The organism is Microbispora sp. CSR-4 (assembly GCF_008033685.1).
Classification (GTDB): Bacteria; Actinomycetota; Actinomycetes; order Streptosporangiales; family Streptosporangiaceae; genus Microbispora.
The window spans coordinates 47,481-64,348 of sequence record NZ_VJVX01000020.1 but is presented as its reverse complement, the minus strand read 5'-3'; the positions used below and the strand labels follow the sequence as shown (position 1 = coordinate 64,348).

The following is a 16,868-nucleotide window of genomic DNA, read 5'->3' as shown; positions in this document are numbered from 1 at the left end:
ACGCATCCGCCGGACGTCGTCTGCGCGCACGATCGGCCCCGCACGCTGCCGGAACGTCCGCGCTCCTTCTCTGACAAGACGGACGATCTCAGGCCGGATCGTTCCGGCAGCGCCCCGTCATCCGGCGAGCAGGTCGCGCAGGCGCGCGCACTCCCGGGTGAAGCGGCTCGCCCGGCCGGTGGCGGCGTGCGCCGACACCGCCGGGATCTCGCCGCGGGCGCCCACCCAGACGGCCACGTCGGCGGCGAACCTCACCGCCTCGGTGTGGGCGACGGCCGGCCGCTCCCCGGTGGAGGGCAGCAGGCCGGGCAACAGGGTCCGCACGATCTCCCACACCTGCTCGTGCGCCCCCTTATGCGCGGCCTCCCGCAGCGACGCGAGCACCGGACGGGGCTCGAGCCTGGTGCGGCGGATCAGCAGCGCGATCTGACGGCCGACCGCCTCGGCGTCCAGTGCTCCCCGGCTGGTCATCCGCAGCAGCAGGGGCACCGAGCCGGGGTGGCTCGTGGCCAGGAAGTAGGCCAGGATGAGCGAGGTCGCGTCCCCGATCGGGCCGTCGGCGTCCGCCACGCCCTTCAGATGAGGCGGATAGACCCCTGGATGGTTCCACTGATAGAGCAGGTGGGGCAGGTAGTTGACGGAGACGACCTCGCGGTGCGACGGAAGGATCGACGGCCACCACTCCATGGCGTATCCGTGATCGTCCCAGCACCACTTCGACGGCTCGCGCAGCAACTCGTCGATGAGAGGGTGCCCGGTCGGCTCCGCTCGCAGCAGCGGCACCAGCCGCACCCGCTCGACGTGCACCGGGTCGCGCTCCTCGAACAGGTACTCATGGGCACCCTCGACGTAGCCCCACTTCACCCCGGCTTCCGGATCGGGCAGGCCGCCCCGGGCAAGCCAGCCGCCGACGGCCGACGCCGCCTCCGATCCCACGCGTGCGGCGCGCTCGGCCGCGACCGGGTGCGCCCCCCGTGGCAGCCGTAGCAACGCCTGCTGCAGGTCGGCGGGCAGCGGCTCCGTGCCCGCGGCGGCGCACAGCTCCAGCCGGTCCACCAGCACGCCGGGATCGAGGTGCCCGGTGGTCACCGTCGGCGTCGCCAGCAGGACGGGAGGCAGCGTCCCATCCTGGAGCGCCCGGTAGATCTCGCTGAGCCGGTGCAGCAGGAACATGTGCGGCGGGGAGACGCGCGCGGGCTCCGGCAGCCGGGCGCGGCGGCGGAACTCCACCGCGGGGTCCGGCTCCTCCGGCTTGCCGAACAGCGGCCGGAAGCCGAAATACGTGATCCCCACGCGGAAGTCCGGCTCGGCGGGATCGCGGGGAGGCACGGGCAGGCCGTCGCGCATCGCCGCCACCCGCTCGGCGGAGACTCCGAGCTCACGGATCTGGCGGAAGATCTCCTCCCGGACGTGCTCCGGCAGATTGCCGAAGGCCGGCTCCGGCGCGGCCTCGCCCTCCGCACTGTCTTCGTCTTCCGCGTCGCCTTCGTTTTCCAGCCAGGCAGGCCCGGCAGGGTCGTCCAGCGCGGGATGCCTGCCCAGTGCGGCAGGGTCGTCCAGTGCGGCAGCGTCGTCCGGTGCGGTATGCCCGTCCAGCGCGGCAGGGGCGTTCCGCCCAGCATGGTCGCCCAGCGTGAGGTGCTCGCCCAGCGCGGGGTGCCCGTCCAGTGCGGCAGCGTCGTCCGGTGCGGTGTGCCCCTCCGGTCCGGCATGGCCGTCCGGCTCGTGATCGTGGCCCTCCGGCTCGTCGGGCGGTACGGCGCTCACGCTCACGGAGAAGCTCGATCCCGCCCAGGGATCGACGGGTTCCGGATCGGGCACACCGGGATCGGTGCCGGGAGTGATCACCTCCTTCGCCATGGCGGCGATCCAGGCGTCCGGATCGAGCCAGCACTCCATGTCGTACAGATGGGGGGAGTAGTCCCCGAAGGCAGGGAGGAGCGCCTCGCGCAGGGCCGCCCGATCGCTGCCCACCCGCTCGACGAAATCGGCGAGCCACTGCTCGCACGCCTCCCACCCGTACGGTGCCCTTGTGGCCCAATCCACGGCCCGCAGGGGGAACGGGCCGGGCTCGGGGAAGACGGGCAGCGGCGCGGGGGTGAACGGTTCCGGCGTCTCCTCGGCCGCGACCTCGCCGCCGAACACCGCGGCGAGCTCCCGGCCGAGATCGGCGGGCAGCAGTGGAACCGCCTCGGCGATCGGCTTGGCGTCCCTACCGAGCGCCGCGGCGTGCCTGAGCGCGATCCGTACGGCTCGCCGCCGCACGTCGTCGGACGTGTGGGCGAACGCCGTGACGAGCGCGGGAGCGAGTTCGCCGGCGCGAGCGGGACTCCGCCGCACCTCCCGGTCCAGCAGGGTCAGGCCGGCGCGGGCGAGCTTGGCCTCGGGCCTGAAGGTCAGCGCCTCGATCGCCTCCTGGACGTCGGCGTCGTCGTGGAGGCCGCAGCGGTTGATCTGGGTGAGGGCCAGCTCGGCGACCGGACCGGGGGCGGCGGGGAGCAGCCGCAGGTAGTCACGGGCCCGCTCGGCCGCCTCCTGCGGCGTGGGGCCGACCAGTCCGTGCAGGCGCACGAAGAAGCGCAGGTCCGCGGCGTTGCCCCCGCGCAGAAACCGGCTCACGCAGCCGTCGAGGAGCTCCGCACGCGACACCCGCCCGGCCTCCAGCAGCCGCTGGACCAGGGAGAACCACCGGGTGGGCGTCGGCGTGAGCCGTTCCTCGCGCAGGGCGCGGCCCGCGCCCTCGGCGTGGAAGATCCGCGGCAGCAGCGGGCCGAGCAGGGGATCGTCGTCCGCCGCCTCGCCCGTCAGCCACGCGACGACGAGCATGTCGTGCGCGGGCGGCGTGATGCCGGAGGCCCGCAGCAGCGCGAGCACCAGCGGGGCGATCCGATCGTCGCCTGGCCTGCGGATTTTCAGGGCGAGCCGGGCCGCCACGTCGGCCTGCCACTCGGCCGGGCGGGTGACCAGCACCCGGACCACCTCGGCCTGGCTCGGGGCCGGCGCCCACTCCGGGTAGAGCTCGCGGCGGGTCAGCCACGCCGCCGCGGCGGCGGGCCCCGAGATGGTCCCCGCTCCCGCGATCCGCAGGACCGTGCCGAACTCGGAGAGGGCGTCCCGCACCGTGCGGCGGCGCTCCCAGGCGAGCCAGGGGTCCTCGTCGTCGAGGCCCTGACCCCGCTCGCTCTCGCGGGCCATCTGCATGGCGGTGTCGCGCATCTCCGTGAGGAAGCCCGGCAGCCGCTTCGCCACCTCGGCGCGCTCGGCCTCGGTGAGGGCGATCACGCGGTCGGCCAGCGTCTTCGTCTCACGCGCCGTGATGAGGTCGCGCACCTCCTGCCAGGCGCTCATCGTGCCGCCTCCGGGCTCGTCTCCACGACCGTCCGCATGTCGGCGTCCGTGACGGATCGCGCGGCGATTCTCGCCGCGAGCACGTGTTTGCACGGCCCGCGTGAGCCGCGATGGTCCCACCACCAGGGGCAGGTGCACGATCCGTCGGTCAGGCCGACCTCCCGCAGCCCGCCGTCGGTCCGTACGCGCGCCGTGTCACCCGTGACCTCCACGGCGCCCGCCGCGACCAGCGCCCGCGCGGACGTCAGCCGCGGGTTGAGGTGCCGCACGTGCTCCCGGTCATAGGGAAGCTCACGGTGGAAGTACGCCGCGTCGGACAGGTCGTAGCCGACGCGCCCGGCCGTGCCGAGCTGGGTGAGCGCGGCGCGCACGCGCGTCGGCGACAGCCCGGCGCGGTCGGCCAGCAGGCCGATCTCCACCTCGGGCTCGAAGTTGAGCAGCATCCCCACCACGTCGGCGTCGGTCTCGGCCTCGTCGGTGGCGAGGTCGGCGAGCACCGCGCCCTCGCCGGAGAACCCGCGCCAGCGCTCGGGCGACAGGACCAGCGTGTATCGCATGCCGGGCAGCTCCAGCTCCCACGCGCTCGACGCCGGGCCGCCGGGGGACGCCGGGCCGTACACCTTGAGGCCCCGGGCGAAGCGCAGCAGGGGCAGCAGCGTCGCCAGGCGGCCCACGCCGGACAGGCACACCGATCCGGGGCCGGGCCGGTCCGAGACGCGCAGATCGCGGCCCGCCGGGGCGACCCACAGGTCGGCCGTCGCCCGCTTGGGCAGGGACCGCAGGAACCGCACCGCGCTCATCCCCGGCAGCTCGGCCCGCAGGTCCATCCGCGCCGCGATCACCTGAACCTCGGCGAACCCCCGCAGCCACCGCTCGGGCAGCGGCACCTTCTTCTCCACCACCGCGCCGTCGAGTGTGGTCACCCTGAGCTCGTCCGCGCCGACCCCGAGGTGCAGCGGGTCGCGCGGGCCCACGCGGGCCAGCGCCTCCCGCAGCGGGCCGTTGACGTCGACATTGGTCGTCCCCCGGTCGAACACCTCGCCGTCCAGTGCGTCCCAGAGCAGGTCCAGCCGGGCGTACACACCGCCGCAGGCGGAGAACGACTCGAGCCGCAGCCGGTCGCCGCCGCACGTGACGACCGGATCGCGGGTCCACCCCGGACGCGGCTGGTGATAACGGGTGAGGGCCACGTCGGCCACGCCCAGCAGCGCCGCCGCCGCGGGCGCCGCCTGGGTCACCACCCCGCTGAAGAACCTCGGCGCAACGGCGGGGCCGCTCAGGGCCCCGCCCCCGGACGTCGAGAGCCCGAGACGCCCGTCCACCAGCATCGAAGGCGCGGCGTAGCAATACGCCTGCGTCGCGTTTGTCATGTGCCGGAGGCTAGAGATCACCACTGACAAATCTCCGCCCGGACGCGCGCCCCGGACGGGCGCCCGGGACACCCCCGCGCCCGGGACACCCCCGCGCCCGGGACACCCGCCGGGCCCTGGGCATCCACCGCGCGCCGGGCGGTGGGCGGGGGAGCCCGGGCGCGCAAGGCGGTGGGGGCGAACCCCTCGCGATCCTCGTCACTCCGGGAGAGAGCGGTGCGTGGGGTGATGGGCGGGGGCACCCCCGGCACCCCCGGGCACTCCGGGCGTGCGGGGCGCGAACCCCGCCCGAACCTTGTGCCGCTCGCTCCGTGCGATCCGCGTTATCGGGCTCAGCATCGCCGCTCGATTCGCGACACCGCGGGATCGAGCGGCGTGCGGGGTCAGTCGCAGCCGGCGGCGGGGTCGTCCACCTTCGGCGCGGTGTCGTCGGCCGTGACCTCCAGCTGGGCGGTCGAGGCCACGAGGCTCCCGACGGGCGCCTTCGCCTCCTTCTCGTCCACGACGATGCCGCGCTCGCCGAGCAGCTCATAGCTGGAGGGGTCGAAGATGATCTCCTGGCGCACCCCGCCGGAGACCCGGCCGACGCCGATGCCGGTCCGTCCGGCCGCGTCCTCGACACTCTCGTCGACCGTGACCCCGGGGATCGTGGCGGCGGCATTGAACAGCGCCTTGCGCTGGGGTGCCGGCACGTACGTCTCCCGCAGCAGGTCGCCGACGGCCGTCCACGCGCCGGTGTCGGGCGGGTTGTCGCCGCGCGGCCGGCCGTACAGGTAGGCGCGCATCTCCTCCGGGTCGGTGGGCAGCTTCTTCAGGTTCGTGTAGGCGGTGTCCCGCACGCTGTTGCAGGCAGGGAGCCGCATCCACTCGGTGCCCTTCCGCTGGTACGCCTCCGGCGGGATCGGCCAGCCGGGGTACGCCCGGGGCTCCAGATGCTCGACCTTCAGCGCGCCGTCCCTCGTGCCGTCGGCCGGCAGCCAGATCGTCCGCTTCGTCCGGTAGAGGTAACGAGTTGGCTTCTTGTCCTCGCCGACCACGTCGGCCTCGTACATCGTCTGGGAGCTGACCTTGACGAACTGGTCGTCGCGCAGGGACAGGTCGGTCACCGCGCGGGCCGCCTTGCCCAGCACCTCCTCGGCCGACATGTTCGACACCTTCGGCAGGCTCACGACCCCGGCGCTCACCGCCACCGGCCGGGGCTCCGGCTCCGCCGGGCTCGTGATGACGGCGGTGACGCCCGCCGCGGCGAGCAGCGCCGTCCCGCCCGCCAGGAACAGGTAGGGACGCGGGCGGGGACGGACGGGACGCTTCGCCGGGTCGGTCAGCCGCCGCCGCACGGCCGCCTTGGCCGCCAGGGAGTAGGGGGCGACGTCGGGCCGTTCCCGCGCCACCAGGTCGATCTCGTCGGTCATCACAGGTTCTCCTCGGGAAGGTCGAGATGGCGGCGCAGCTTCGCGCGCACGCGGTGCAGGCGCGAGCGGACCGTGCCGATGGGGATCTTCAGCGCCTCGGCCGCCTCCTCGTAGGAGAGGTCGGCCCAGGCGACCAGCAGGAGCAGGTCGCGTTCGGCGGTCGACAGCCTGGCCAGCGCGGCGGCGAGGGCGGGCCGCAGGACGGCGGCGCTCGCCCGTTCCGCTCCGCGTTCCTCCTCGTGGAGGCCGCGCTCGTCGGCGTCGCGCGGCGCGCGGGCGAGCGCCCGCAGCCGCCGGATCTCCGAGCGGCGGTGCCCGGAGATGAGGTTGGCGGCGATGCCGTACAGCCAGGGCCGGGCGTCCGGCCGCGAGGCGTCGTAGCGGTGCCGCTTGCGGAACGCCACGAGGAACGTCTCGGCCGTCACGTCGTCGGCGTGCTCGGGTCCGAGACGGCGACCGGCGTAGGCGTGGATCTCGTCCGCGTGCCGGTCGAAGACGCCCGCGAACCGCTCGGGCGCGGTCAGCGACGCCTCGATCAACCGCGCGTCGCTCGGCTCGCCGTCATGCGGTCGAGTGTCATGCGGTCGAGTGTCATGCGGTCGAGTGTCATGCGGTCGAGTGTCATGCGGTCGAGCGTCGTGCGGTCGAGCGTCGTGCGGCCGGGCGTCGTGCGGCCGGGCGCTGTATGGGCCGGCGGCGGGGGGATCGGCGGCGCGCGGTTCGGCCCCGTCCAGTGCGGCCTGGTACGGCCTGCTGTCGTACGGCCGGGTCAGAGCTCCGGAACCGGCTCCGGAACCGGCTCCGGGACCTGGCTCGGTGCCGTCACGGGAGCCACCGGGTTCGTGAGCCGGGGCTACCGAGGGGTAGCGCAGATCGCCAGATATCGCCCTCACTACCCGTTTTGTCCGTTCATAGAGGCCATCCTTTCGTGGGCGCTGTCGCGCCTCTCGCCTCTACTCCGCCGGACGGCCCGGGCCGGTTCCGTATTTCGCGTAGTGGTTATCCACGCAGTTGGTTTCGTGCGGCTGGGTTTCGCGCAGCGGCGTCAGCCGACCGGCCGCCCGCTCTGCCCGTCCGCCTGCCGTGCGACGAGCGCCCCCTCGGGTGCGGCGGCGGAGGCCGCGGCGACCGGCTGGTCGAAGATGTCGATGTCGACCTCCTCGCCGCCGACCGTCAGCGTCTCCCAGGCTCCGCTCACCAGCAGGGTGTGCAACGTCTCGCTGCTCAGTGCGTTCAGGTGCCGCAGGAGCGTCGCGTCGTCGGGCATGCCGGGCACACGGGGTGACAGGCGGTCGCGGATCTGCCGCAGGCGCTCCATCATGGCTTCGATGTCCGCTTCCCGGTCCGGGGCGGCGCTGCCCTCCTCGATGCCCTGCACGATCGTGTCCTTGATCGCCCGGGTGACCCCCTGCTCGTCGGTGGTCACCATCGCGTTCCACGCGCGGCTCTTGTGCCGATATTGCAGCATCGACATCGCCGCCTCGTGCCGTACGAAGTCGGCGTCGCGGAACGGCCTGCCGCGCCAGTTGCGGTTGAGCGACCTGGCCAGCGAGATGGCCGACGCCAGGCCGCTGTTGAGGCCCCGCCCCGGCCAGAAGTGGATCGCGTTGGCCGCGTCGCCCAGCAGGAACCCGTACGTCCCGGGAGTGGTGGAGGTGGGGGAGAACAACCGGGCGGTGAACCGCGGCCGCTGCACCATGTCGAGCCGGAAGGCGGTGACCGCGCTCACGTCGCCGTCGGCGATGCCGAAGAGCGCGAGCCCTTCCTGCGCCCGCTTCCACAGCGCCGATCCCTTGATCAGGGCGGGCAGGAACAGCGTGTGGTGGGTCGAGCAGTGGAAGTCCCCGTCCTGGGTGCGCTCCATCAGGCAGGGGCTGGAGGCGACGCACTCCTCGAACACGTGCCGTACGGGGTCGATGCCGACGACCTCCGCGGCCTCGTCGTCGGTGAGCCGCATGTTCAGGAAGCCCTCGCCGCGAAGGGAGTTGAGGAGAAACCGGTTCTGCGCCACGGTCAGCAGCACGATCGCCGGGTCGGGCAGGCTGGACTTCACCCGGATCCCCAGCACCACGTCCTGCAGGTGGCGGCCGTCGAGCGAGAAGATCGATTCGTCGGCCCGGCCGAACCTGTCGGTGAAGTGCTCGCGGGTCCGCGAGCGTCCTCCCTCGCAGATGGCGAGCACGTGCTCCTTGGCCACGGTGTCCTGGCGCTCCGCGATGTCGAATTTCTCCGGCACCAGGCGGATGCGGGCGGACCTCTCGTTCGCCATCTCCAGCAGGGTGTCCTCGATGTGGGCGATCCGGATGTTCCGCGGGCCGCAGCCGCGGATGGAGTCCGGACCGGCCGGCCACATCTCGCTGTAGGACCCCTCGGTGAACAGCCGCTGCTGGACGTCCTCCGGGAGGTTCAGATACTGGCGGCTCTGCACGGTCACGACCTGCTGCCGCCGGTTGTTGCCCTGCCTGGCGTTCTTCCACACGACGCGCGAGCCGTCCATGGTCCAGCGGCCGTCGTAGATCGTGATGGTGACGCGCTGCCCCATGAGGTGGTCGAGGAGCAGGGCGAAGGCCAGCCCGACGGGCCCGCCGCCGGAGACGGTGACGTGCAACACCTGCTCCGGCTCGACGTCCGGCGCTGACGGGCGGAACCGCTGCATCAGAGAGGTGTTCAGCACCGTCACGGAGTCGTCGAACGCCTCGAAGCGGAACGTCTCCCCTCCGATGGCGATCGTGTCGCCGGGCTGGAGCACATGCCTGGTGACACGCGTGCCGTTGACCAGCGTCCCGTTGCTGCTGCCCCGGTCGAGGAGCACGTAGCCCTCGGCCTCGCGGCGCAGCTCCGCGTGGAAGCGCGAGGCCCGCTCGCTCGTGATCACCACACTGTTGTCGCCTCTGCGGCCGAAGGTGATCGGCTTGTCGTCGATCGGAAAACGCTGACCGGCAAGTGGACCTTCATGTCCGACGATCGCAGGCGGCATGCTCCGCCCCCTCTCCCTCGCAAACGTCGTGATCATTTATCGTGACACGCTTCCTGTTCGCTGCAAAGCGTCCAAGTCGGGCAGGCGATCGCCTCCGTGCGCGCCGTCGCGCTTTTCGTCCCGCTTCGCCCTGCTTCGTCGGACCGGCCGGGCGGGCGGAAACCGGAGATGACGCCCATGCGGACACTGTCCCGCCCGCCACTTGACGTCCGCTTGGAATCCGGTTGCCCTGCCGGGTGGCCTAGGCGTACGCGAACGCGTCCCGGCGCAGCCTCCCGCAGATCGCGCCGGGATCGCCGAGATAGCGCCAGGGGATCGCGGTCACCAGATCTCCGAACGCCTCGAAGCGCTCCTTGGCCGCGACGTGGTCGCCGGCCAGGGCGAAGGCGCAGGCGAACACGTTGTGGTCCTCCGGTCAGCCCGGCCGCCGCCGGTAGGCCGGATGCCGTACGGAGCGGTCGGCGGCGGCGCGCAACTCGGCCCTGACGTCGGGACGCGTCATGTACACATCGTCATCGCCCCTGTCGAGCGACAGCCACTTCTCCAGGTGCGCCTCGGCGACGAGCCCGCCCAGCGGGCTGCCGGGAGGCGCGTCCGCCACGGCCCGCCGGGCGAAGGCGAACATCTCCTCCTCGCTGCCGAACCATTTCGCGCACAGCCACTGGAGCATCTGGGAGTGGGTGTGCAGGTGCCAGGGGTGCCGGCTCGTCGCCGCGTGGAAGCGCCGCAGCGTCTCCTCCCGCCCCACCCCGTGGCCCCGCGCGCCTCCCATGCCCACCTGACTCCGTGCGCGCCTTTCACCAGGAGCGGCAGCGTCGACTCCCGCTCGGCCGCGATCCATCCGTCGGCCCGGTCCTGCACGCCTTGTACCGACGCGCAGACGTTCAGGTAGAAGGCGCGCGGCCTGCTCCTGCCTGCCGACCGGGCGCCGATGCTGTGGGCGACCGTACGCGAGCTGGCGGCGGAGGCGCGCACCCGGATGCCCGAGGAGATCTGGCTCACCGCGGAGGTCAACGCCGCCGTGCAGGAGGAGCCGCGTTTTCTGGGGCTCTCCGGGGGACGCCGCCGCCTCTACGTCGGCCTGCCGCTGCTGCAGACCATGACGGTCGGACAGATGCGGGCCGTGCTCGCGCACGAGCTCGGGCACTACTCCGAACGCCACACCCGCCTGTCCGTGCCCGCGTACCGGGGCAGGCTGGTGATCGCCCACACCCTGGACCGCATCGGGCCGAACAACCCGGCGGGCTGGCTCTTCCTCGCGTACGCCCGGCTCTACCTCCTGGTCGACCGGGCGGGGTCGCGTCGCCAGGAGCTGGAGGCCGACCTCGCCTCGGCCCGGGCGGCGGGAGCCGACGCGGCGGTCAGTGCGCTGCGCGAGATCCGCGTCCTCGCCGCCGCCTGGGAATTCTTCCTGGACCAGTACGTCCGCCTCGGCTGGGAGTCCGGATATGCCCCGGCCGACCTGTTCGCCGGGTTCGGCGCGCTGGTGGAGGCGCGCCGGGACGAGCTGGAGGAGCTGCGCGCCCGCGAGCCGGACGACAGCGGCTCCAGATGGGACACGCACCCGCCCCTGTCAGAACGGCTCGCCGCCCTCGCGGCGGCGCCCCGCACGGCGGCGCCGCTCGACACCCGGCCCGCGGCGATGATGCTCGCGAACATCGCGGAGGCCGGGCGCGCGCTGCAGCAGGTGGCGATCGACAGCGAAGAGCGCACCCTGCTGACCTGGCCCGAGCTCACCGCGACGGCCCTCGCCGAGCAGCTCCAGCGCGACGCCGACGCGATCCTCCGCATGATCGCCCGTACGACCGGCAAACCGGCGGTGGGGCTGGCCGACGTAATCGACGCCATCGCGGCCGGGCAGCTCACGACGATCGCGCAGCCCTTCTTCCCGACCGCCACCCGGCGGGAGGTGGGCCCGCTGTTCGCCGAGCCGCTGGAGACCCTGCTCAGGCTCGCCGCGCTGCGGTCCGGCGTCGCGCGGTGGTGGCACTCCTGGAGCGGCCCGGCCCGCTTCCGCGGCGTACGCTGCGACGAGCTGCCGCTGGGGAAGATCGCGACGCTCGCGGTCAGTCCGGACGGCCTGCGGGCGGCCCTCGCGGAGCTGTCCGCGCTCGGCGTCGACATCCGCCGGGCAGCACCGGCCGACACGGCCCCGAGCACCTTCGGTTCCGCCGTCGTCGGCGGCCTGGCGAACGTGCGGGTGGACGGGGCCGAACACGACCTGTTCGTGCTGACCACCGGGATCGTCCTGGTCGCGAACCCCGGCAAGTCGGACAACGGGCGGCAGCGCATGCGCGACCTGCTCGGCACGACGACCGCGGTGAGCCTGGCCGAGCGGAACCGGTTCGTCGCCTTCGAGGAGATCGAGAGCGTCCGGATCGGCAAGCGGATCCCGCTCGACGCCGAACTCGTGCTCTACGGCGGCGCGACCCTGCGGCTGCGGGAGCGGTGGAGCAGCGACGAACTGGACGACGACAGCCGCAAGCACCTCATCGCCCTGCTGGAGAACATCTGAGCGGTGACTCGGCGGACGAGCGGCAACCACCGGGCGGGCCGGGAACGCTGGAGCGGTTACCGGGCGCCAGGGAACGTCTGACCGGTTATCGGGTGGCCGGGAACGTCTGACCGGCTATCGGGTGGCCGAGCCGCGCACCTGGAGGGAGGCCAGCAGCGCCGTGCTGGCCTGCGCGATCTCCTCGACCGCGCGGTCGAACGCCTCGGCGTTGTGCGCGGCGGGCGCGCGGAAGCCGGAGATCTTGCGGACGTACTGCAGGGCCGCCGCCCGGATGTCCTCCTCGGTCACCTCGTCGGTGAACGGCGGGCGCAGGGTCTTGATGCTTCGGCACATGACCCCATACTGACCGATCCGCGACCGGTCAGGGGTGGAGGACGGCGGCGCCGAAGTCCTCGGCCACCTTGCGCAGCATCGCGGCCAGCTCCTCGCGGTCGATCGCGTCGATGCGCTCGGCCGGCCCGGACACCGACATCGCCGCGAAGGCCCGCCCGCCGTCGTGGACCGGCACGGCCATGCAGTGGACCCCGCTCTCCTCCTCGCCCAGGTCGAGCGCGTACCCCTGGGCGCGCACCCGGTCGAGCTCCTCCAGCAGCTCGCCGACCGACGTGATCGTCCGGTCTGTACGGCGGGGCAGCCCGGTGCGCCGGAACACCGCCTCCGCGTCGTCCCGCCCGGCCAGCAGGGCCTTGCCGACGGCCGTGCTGTGCGGCAGCACGCGGCGGCCGACCTCGGCGAACATCCGCAGCCTGCGCGGCGAGGGCACCTGGGCCACGTAGACGACGTAGTCGCCCTCCAGCACCGCGAGGTTGGCGGTCTCGCCCGACAGCTCCACGAGCCTCGCGAGATAGGGCTCGGCCCAGACGGCGAGCATCCGCTCGGCCACGCCGCCGATCCGCACGAGCGCGCCGCCGAGAGCGTAGCGCCGGTCGGACTCCTGCCGGACGTACCCGCGGGCCAGCAGCGTCTGTAACAGCCGGTGGATCGTCCCGTACGGCAGGCCGGTCGTGGCGGCGATCTCCGACAGCCCGGCCTGACCGCCATGCTCGGACAGTGCCTCCAGCACGTCCAGCGCCCGGTCGACGCTCTGCACGCTCACGGCATCCTCCTCCTCGGCGGTGTCATCCTTGACGGGGGGACCATCCCAGGATGCCGGGTTCGAGACCGCGCAGCGAAGCGTCGAGCACCTCGGCCGTGTGCGCGACCCGGATCTCCCCCTTGCCCGCCCTGCGTACGGCGGCCGCGATCTGCATCGTGCATCCCGGGTTGGCCGACACCAGCACGTCCGCGCCGGCGGCGAGCACCCGCTCGGCCTTGCGGTCGCCCAGCTCCCTGGCCGCCTCGGGCTGGAGAAGGTTGTAGGTGCCCGCGGACCCGCAGCAGATCGCGGACTCCTCGATCTCCCGCAGCTCCAGCTCCGGGATCGCGCGCAGCAGCTCGCGCGGCTGCGCGCGCACGCCCTGGGCGTGGGCCAGATGGCAGGCGTCGTGGTAGGCGACCGTGAGCGGCAGCGGGCGGCGCTCGGCGACCGGGCCCAGCTCGATCAGGAACTCCGCCAGGTCGCGGGTCCGCAGCGCCTCGGCGCGGGCCGCCCAGCCGGGCTCGCCGGCCAGCACCTCGGCGTAGTCCTTCATGCTCGATCCGCAGCCCGCCGCGTTCACCACCACGGCGTCCACACCGGCCCGCTCGAACGTCTCGATCGTGCGGCGGGCGAACCTCTTCGCCTCGTCCTCGCGGCCCGAGTGCAGCGACAGCGCCCCGCAGCAGCCCTGCCGGGGCGGGATGACCACGTCGCAGCCCTCCAGCGCGAGCACCCGGGCCGTCGCCGCGTTGACCTGCGGGAAGAACTCGCCCTGCACGCATCCGGTGAGCAGCCCGACCCGCGCCCTGCGCCGCCGCCTCGCCCGCACCAGCGGCGGGAGCCGTACGGGCCGGGGGACGGCGGGGGCCAGCTCGGCCATCGCGCCGAGGGAGGGGTGAACCTCCTCGAGGAACGACTGCAGGCGCCTGATCAGCCGCATGGGCAGCCGCATCGCCCGCAGCCTGCGCCGGTAAGGGAACAACGCGAACACCAGCGCCCGGATCGCGCGCTCGTCGGGGCGGCGCACGTGCTCGCGCTCGACGACCGCACGGGTCTGCTCGATCAGCCGGTCGTACCGCACACCGGACGGGCACGCGGTGACGCACGCCATGCAGCCGAGGCAGGCGTCGAAGTGGCCGGCCATCGCGCCGGTGACCGGCGTGCCCTCGACGTGCTGCCCCATGAGGTGGATGCGCCCGCGCGGGGAGTCCATCTCCTCGCCCCACAGCACGTACGTCGGGCAGGTGGGCAGGCAGAACCCGCAGTGGACGCAGTCCTTGATCAGCTCGGGGTCCATCAGATGCCTCCCGGGAAACGGCCGGGGGAGAGCCGGCGATCGGGGTCGAACCGCTCCTTGACCCGCTGCATCAGGCGGAGCGCGCCGACGTGCCCCCACCGGTCCAGGCGGCGGCCGGTCTCGGGCGGCACGGCGAGCACGACGACCCGGCCCTCGCCGTCGGTCTCCATGTGGTCGCGCAGCTGGCTCGTGAAGGCGGCGACCCGTCCGGGCTCGGTGTCCGGCGGCAGGGCGACGTGGAGGACGCTCGCGGCCAGGGAGCCGCGCACCGACGCGCGCACGCCCGCCTCACGGGCCGCCTCGAAGGGGCCGACGAAGCTGCCCGCCAGCCGATAGGGGATGTTCCTGACCTCCAGCAGGATCTCCCCGCCGCCGGTGCTCCCCGTGCCCTCTCCCGCTACTTCGCTCGTCGTGCCCTCGCTGCCCGTGCCTCCGTTCGTCGTGCCCCCGGGTGGCCGGTCCGGCGCCGGCGGTTCGGGCAGGAGTCCCCACCACGGTGGTGGCTCCTCGGTCACCTCCGCCGTCTCGCCCATCAGCCCGCACAGCGCCTTGGCGCGCTCGGCCGCGGCGGTGCCCTCGACCAGGACCGCGACCGTGCAGGGCCCCTCCACATCGGGCCAGTCCACCTCCACCGCACTCGGCTCCAGCGGCGACTCGGTGATCGCCGGGATCGCCGCGTGCAGGGACGCCGCGACGCCCGTGGATGTGGTCTCCAGCGTCTTCCCCTCGTACACGTAGGGCTCGACGGTCACGGTCACCGGCCGTTCGACGGTCGCGGTCACCCAGGCGCGGGCGGCGGGCAGGGGATGGAGGCGGAACGTCGCGTCCGCGATGATCCCGAGCGTGCCGTACGAACCGGTGAACAGCTTGCCGAGGTCATATCCGGCGACGTTCTTGACGACCTTCCCGCCCGACCTGGCGATCGTGCCGTCGGCGAGCACGACCGTGACGCCGATGAGCAGGTCGCGGGCCGTGCCGTGGCGGAACCTGCGCGGCCCGGCGACGCCGGTGGCGAGCAGTCCGCCGACCGTGGTGCCCGGCACGGGCACGTCGAGCGCGAGCTCCTGACCTTCCTCGGCGAGAGCGCGCGCGAGCGCCTCCACGGTCACCCCGGCCTGCGCCCGGACGACCAGGTCGCCCGCCGCGTGCTCCATCACCCGGTTCATGCAGCACAGGTCGACGAGCACGTCGCAGCGGCGCAGCGGGGCGCCCCAGTGCAGCTTGGTGCCGCCGCCGGTCGCGACGGCGGCCAGGTCGTGCGCGGCGCACACCCGCATCACGGCCGCGATCTCCTCGGCCGACTCGGGCAGCGCCACCCAGCGCGGCCGAACGCCCGCCACCTCGTCCTCGTCGCCGGCCCCGCGCACGGCCACACCCGTCGCCTCCAGCGCGTCCCTGACGTCCCGCTCGCTCATCAGAACTGCTCCGCCAGACCGGCCTCGACCAGGGGATGGGCGCCCTTGCGCACGCCCGGCGCCTCGCCGCACAGGCGCGGCGTGGGGAAGACCTTGCCGGGGTTGGCAAGCCCCCGGGGATCGAACGCGCACCGCACGAGCTGCATGGTGTCGAGGTCGTCGCCGGTGAACATCCGGGGCATGTAGCGGGCCTTGTCCACGCCGACGCCGTGCTCCCCGGTGATCGACCCGCCGTGCTCGATGCACAGGTCGAGGATGCGCCCGCTGACGATCTCGGCGCGCTCGGCCTCGCCGGGCACGGAGTCGTCGAACAGCACGAGGGGATGGAGGTTGCCGTCGCCCGCGTGGAAGACGTTCGCCACCCGGATGCCGAACTCCTCCTGCAGCCGGTCGATCCCCGCGAGCACGCGCGGCAGCGCGGTGCGCGGCACCACGCCGTCCTGCACGATGTACGCAGGGCTGATCCGGCCCACGGCGGCGAACGCCGACTTGCGGCCCTTCCAGATGGCCGCCCGCTCCTCGGCGGAGGCGGCCACCCGGATCTCGAAGGCGCCGCTGTCGCGGCAGATCCGCTCCACGGCCGCGAACTGGTGCTCCACCTCGGCGCGCGGGCCGTCCAGCTCGACCACCAGTACGGCTCCCGCCCCCGCGGGGTAGCGGCAGTCGACGGCGGCCTCGGCCGCCTCGATCGCCAGCGCGTCCATCATTTCGATGGCGGCGGGCACGACGCCCGCCGCGATGATCGCCGACACGGCCTGCCCGCCCGCCTCGATGCCGGTGAAGGCGGCGAGCAGGGTCGTGACCGCCTCCGGCGCCCGCGACAGCCGTACGGTGATCTTGGTGGCGATGCCGAGCGTGCCCTCCGAGCCGATGAACGCGCCGAGCAGGTCATAGCCGGCGTCCATCGCGGACAGCTCCACGATGTCCCCGTCCGGCGTGACGATCTCGGCGGCGAGCACGTGGTTGACCGTGAAGCCGTATTTGAGGCAGTGCGCGCCCCCCGAGTTCTCCGCGACGTTGCCGCCGATCGAGCAGACCTGCTGGCTGGAGGGGTCGGGGGCGTAGTAGTACCCCTGGTCGCGCACCGCCTCGGTGATCGCCAGGTTCGTCACCCCGGGCTCCACCACGGCCCGCCGGTTCGGGATGTCGATCTCGACGATCCGCCGCATGCGGGAGGTGACGATCAGCACGCCGTCCGTGCGGGGGAGGGCGCCGCCCGACAGGCCGGTGCCCGACCCGCGGGCGACGAACGGCACGCCGTGCTCGCCGCACAGCCGTACGACCGCGGCGACCTGCTCGGCCCCGTCCGGCAGCACGACCACACCGGGGGTCGCCCGATGGACGGTCAATCCGTCGCACTCGTAGGTGCGCAGCCGTACGGGGTCGGTGATGACGGCGTCCGGCGGGAGCACGGCCGCCAGCCGTGCCGTCAGCCGTTCGAGCTCGGACATCGGCT

13 protein-coding genes are annotated in these 16,868 nt (G+C 73.4%); 1 reads left to right on the top strand and 12 read right to left on the bottom strand.

What is annotated here, in order from left to right; genetic code table 11:
• Positions 1-117 precede the first annotated feature (117 nt).
• The 7 genes from FLV34_RS16900 to FLV34_RS16875 form a co-directional block, all read right to left on the bottom strand.
• Positions 118-3,348, bottom strand: a complete 3,231-nt coding sequence (locus tag FLV34_RS16900) for a DUF6493 family protein (RefSeq protein WP_147943536.1) — start codon at positions 3,346-3,348, stop codon at positions 118-120.
• Positions 3,345-4,718, bottom strand: a complete 1,374-nt coding sequence (locus FLV34_RS16895) for an SWIM zinc finger family protein (protein WP_147943535.1) — start codon at positions 4,716-4,718, stop codon at positions 3,345-3,347. Before FLV34_RS16895 ends, FLV34_RS16900 begins: the two co-directional genes overlap by 4 nt.
• Positions 4,719-5,101: 383 nt before the next feature.
• Positions 5,102-6,130 carry a CU044_5270 family protein gene (locus tag FLV34_RS16890; RefSeq protein WP_147943534.1) on the bottom strand — a complete coding sequence of 343 codons (1,029 nt, stop codon included), beginning with the start codon at positions 6,128-6,130 and terminating at the stop codon, positions 5,102-5,104.
• On the bottom strand, positions 6,130-6,669 hold the full coding sequence (locus FLV34_RS16885; RefSeq protein ID WP_147943533.1) for an RNA polymerase sigma factor: 540 nt from the start codon (positions 6,667-6,669) through the stop codon (positions 6,130-6,132). Before FLV34_RS16885 ends, FLV34_RS16890 begins: the two co-directional genes overlap by 1 nt.
• A 506-nt stretch (positions 6,670-7,175) precedes the next feature.
• Positions 7,176-9,107, bottom strand: a complete 1,932-nt coding sequence (locus tag FLV34_RS16880; protein WP_147943532.1) for an FHA domain-containing protein — start codon at positions 9,105-9,107, stop codon at positions 7,176-7,178.
• Between the two features lie 241 nt (positions 9,108-9,348).
• A complete protein-coding gene (locus FLV34_RS40490) occupies positions 9,349-9,507 on the bottom strand; it encodes a hypothetical protein (protein ID WP_168066348.1) in 159 nt (52 codons plus the stop codon).
• 15 nt (positions 9,508-9,522) lie between these two features.
• The gene (locus FLV34_RS16875; RefSeq protein ID WP_147943531.1) at positions 9,523-9,879 is read right to left on the bottom strand and encodes a hypothetical protein; all 357 of its coding nucleotides are present in this window, start codon (positions 9,877-9,879) and stop codon (positions 9,523-9,525) included.
• Positions 9,880-10,038: 159 nt separating this feature from the next.
• Here FLV34_RS16875 and FLV34_RS16870 point away from each other — a divergent pair, with 159 nt between their 5' ends.
• Positions 10,039-11,622, top strand: a complete 1,584-nt coding sequence (locus tag FLV34_RS16870; protein ID WP_147943530.1) for a M48 family metallopeptidase — start codon at positions 10,039-10,041, stop codon at positions 11,620-11,622.
• Positions 11,623-11,736: 114 nt separating this feature from the next.
• Here the strand turns inward: FLV34_RS16870 and FLV34_RS16865 are convergent, their stop codons facing one another.
• From FLV34_RS16865 to FLV34_RS16845, 5 genes are read right to left on the bottom strand one after another with little or no spacing between them, the layout of a single operon-like run.
• Positions 11,737-11,955, bottom strand: a complete 219-nt coding sequence (locus FLV34_RS16865; RefSeq protein ID WP_142650571.1) for a DUF2277 domain-containing protein — start codon at positions 11,953-11,955, stop codon at positions 11,737-11,739.
• Positions 11,956-11,983: 28 nt separating this feature from the next.
• Positions 11,984-12,718, bottom strand: coding sequence for an IclR family transcriptional regulator (locus FLV34_RS16860; RefSeq protein WP_142650572.1), 735 nt, complete (start codon positions 12,716-12,718; stop codon positions 11,984-11,986).
• A 22-nt stretch (positions 12,719-12,740) separates the two neighbouring features.
• Complete coding sequence (locus tag FLV34_RS16855) at positions 12,741-13,997, bottom strand: (Fe-S)-binding protein (protein WP_142650573.1); 1,257 nt, start codon at positions 13,995-13,997, stop codon at positions 12,741-12,743.
• Positions 13,997-15,412 carry an FAD-binding oxidoreductase gene (locus tag FLV34_RS16850; protein ID WP_147943529.1) on the bottom strand — a complete coding sequence of 472 codons (1,416 nt, stop codon included), beginning with the start codon at positions 15,410-15,412 and terminating at the stop codon, positions 13,997-13,999. The genes FLV34_RS16855 and FLV34_RS16850 overlap by 1 nt, the downstream gene beginning before the upstream one ends.
• Positions 15,412-16,863 (bottom strand): FAD-linked oxidase C-terminal domain-containing protein, encoded by a 1,452-nt coding sequence (locus FLV34_RS16845; protein WP_142650575.1) that lies wholly within the window; start codon positions 16,861-16,863, stop codon positions 15,412-15,414. The genes FLV34_RS16850 and FLV34_RS16845 overlap by 1 nt, the downstream gene beginning before the upstream one ends.
• Positions 16,864-16,868: the final 5 nt, after the last annotated feature.

Excerpts from the sequence above, each read along its gene's own strand:
- FLV34_RS16865 (WP_142650571.1), bottom strand. The coding sequence starts at position 11,955 with ATGTGCCGAAGCATCAAGACCCTGCGCCCGCCGTTCACCGACGAGGTG.
- FLV34_RS16900 (WP_147943536.1), bottom strand. The coding sequence starts at position 3,348 with ATGAGCGCCTGGCAGGAGGTGCGCGACCTCATCACGGCGCGTGAGACG.
- FLV34_RS16870 (WP_147943530.1), top strand. The coding sequence starts at position 10,039 with ATGCTGTGGGCGACCGTACGCGAGCTGGCGGCGGAGGCGCGCACCCGG.
- FLV34_RS16850 (WP_147943529.1), bottom strand. The coding sequence starts at position 15,412 with ATGAGCGAGCGGGACGTCAGGGACGCGCTGGAGGCGACGGGTGTGGCC.
- FLV34_RS16895 (WP_147943535.1), bottom strand. The coding sequence starts at position 4,718 with ATGACAAACGCGACGCAGGCGTATTGCTACGCCGCGCCTTCGATGCTG.
- FLV34_RS16875 (WP_147943531.1), bottom strand. The coding sequence starts at position 9,879 with ATGGGAGGCGCGCGGGGCCACGGGGTGGGGCGGGAGGAGACGCTGCGG.
- FLV34_RS16855 (WP_142650573.1), bottom strand. The coding sequence starts at position 13,997 with ATGGACCCCGAGCTGATCAAGGACTGCGTCCACTGCGGGTTCTGCCTG.
- FLV34_RS16890 (WP_147943534.1), bottom strand. The coding sequence starts at position 6,130 with ATGACCGACGAGATCGACCTGGTGGCGCGGGAACGGCCCGACGTCGCC.
- FLV34_RS16845 (WP_142650575.1), bottom strand. The coding sequence starts at position 16,863 with ATGTCCGAGCTCGAACGGCTGACGGCACGGCTGGCGGCCGTGCTCCCG.
- FLV34_RS16880 (WP_147943532.1), bottom strand. The coding sequence starts at position 9,107 with ATGCCGCCTGCGATCGTCGGACATGAAGGTCCACTTGCCGGTCAGCGT.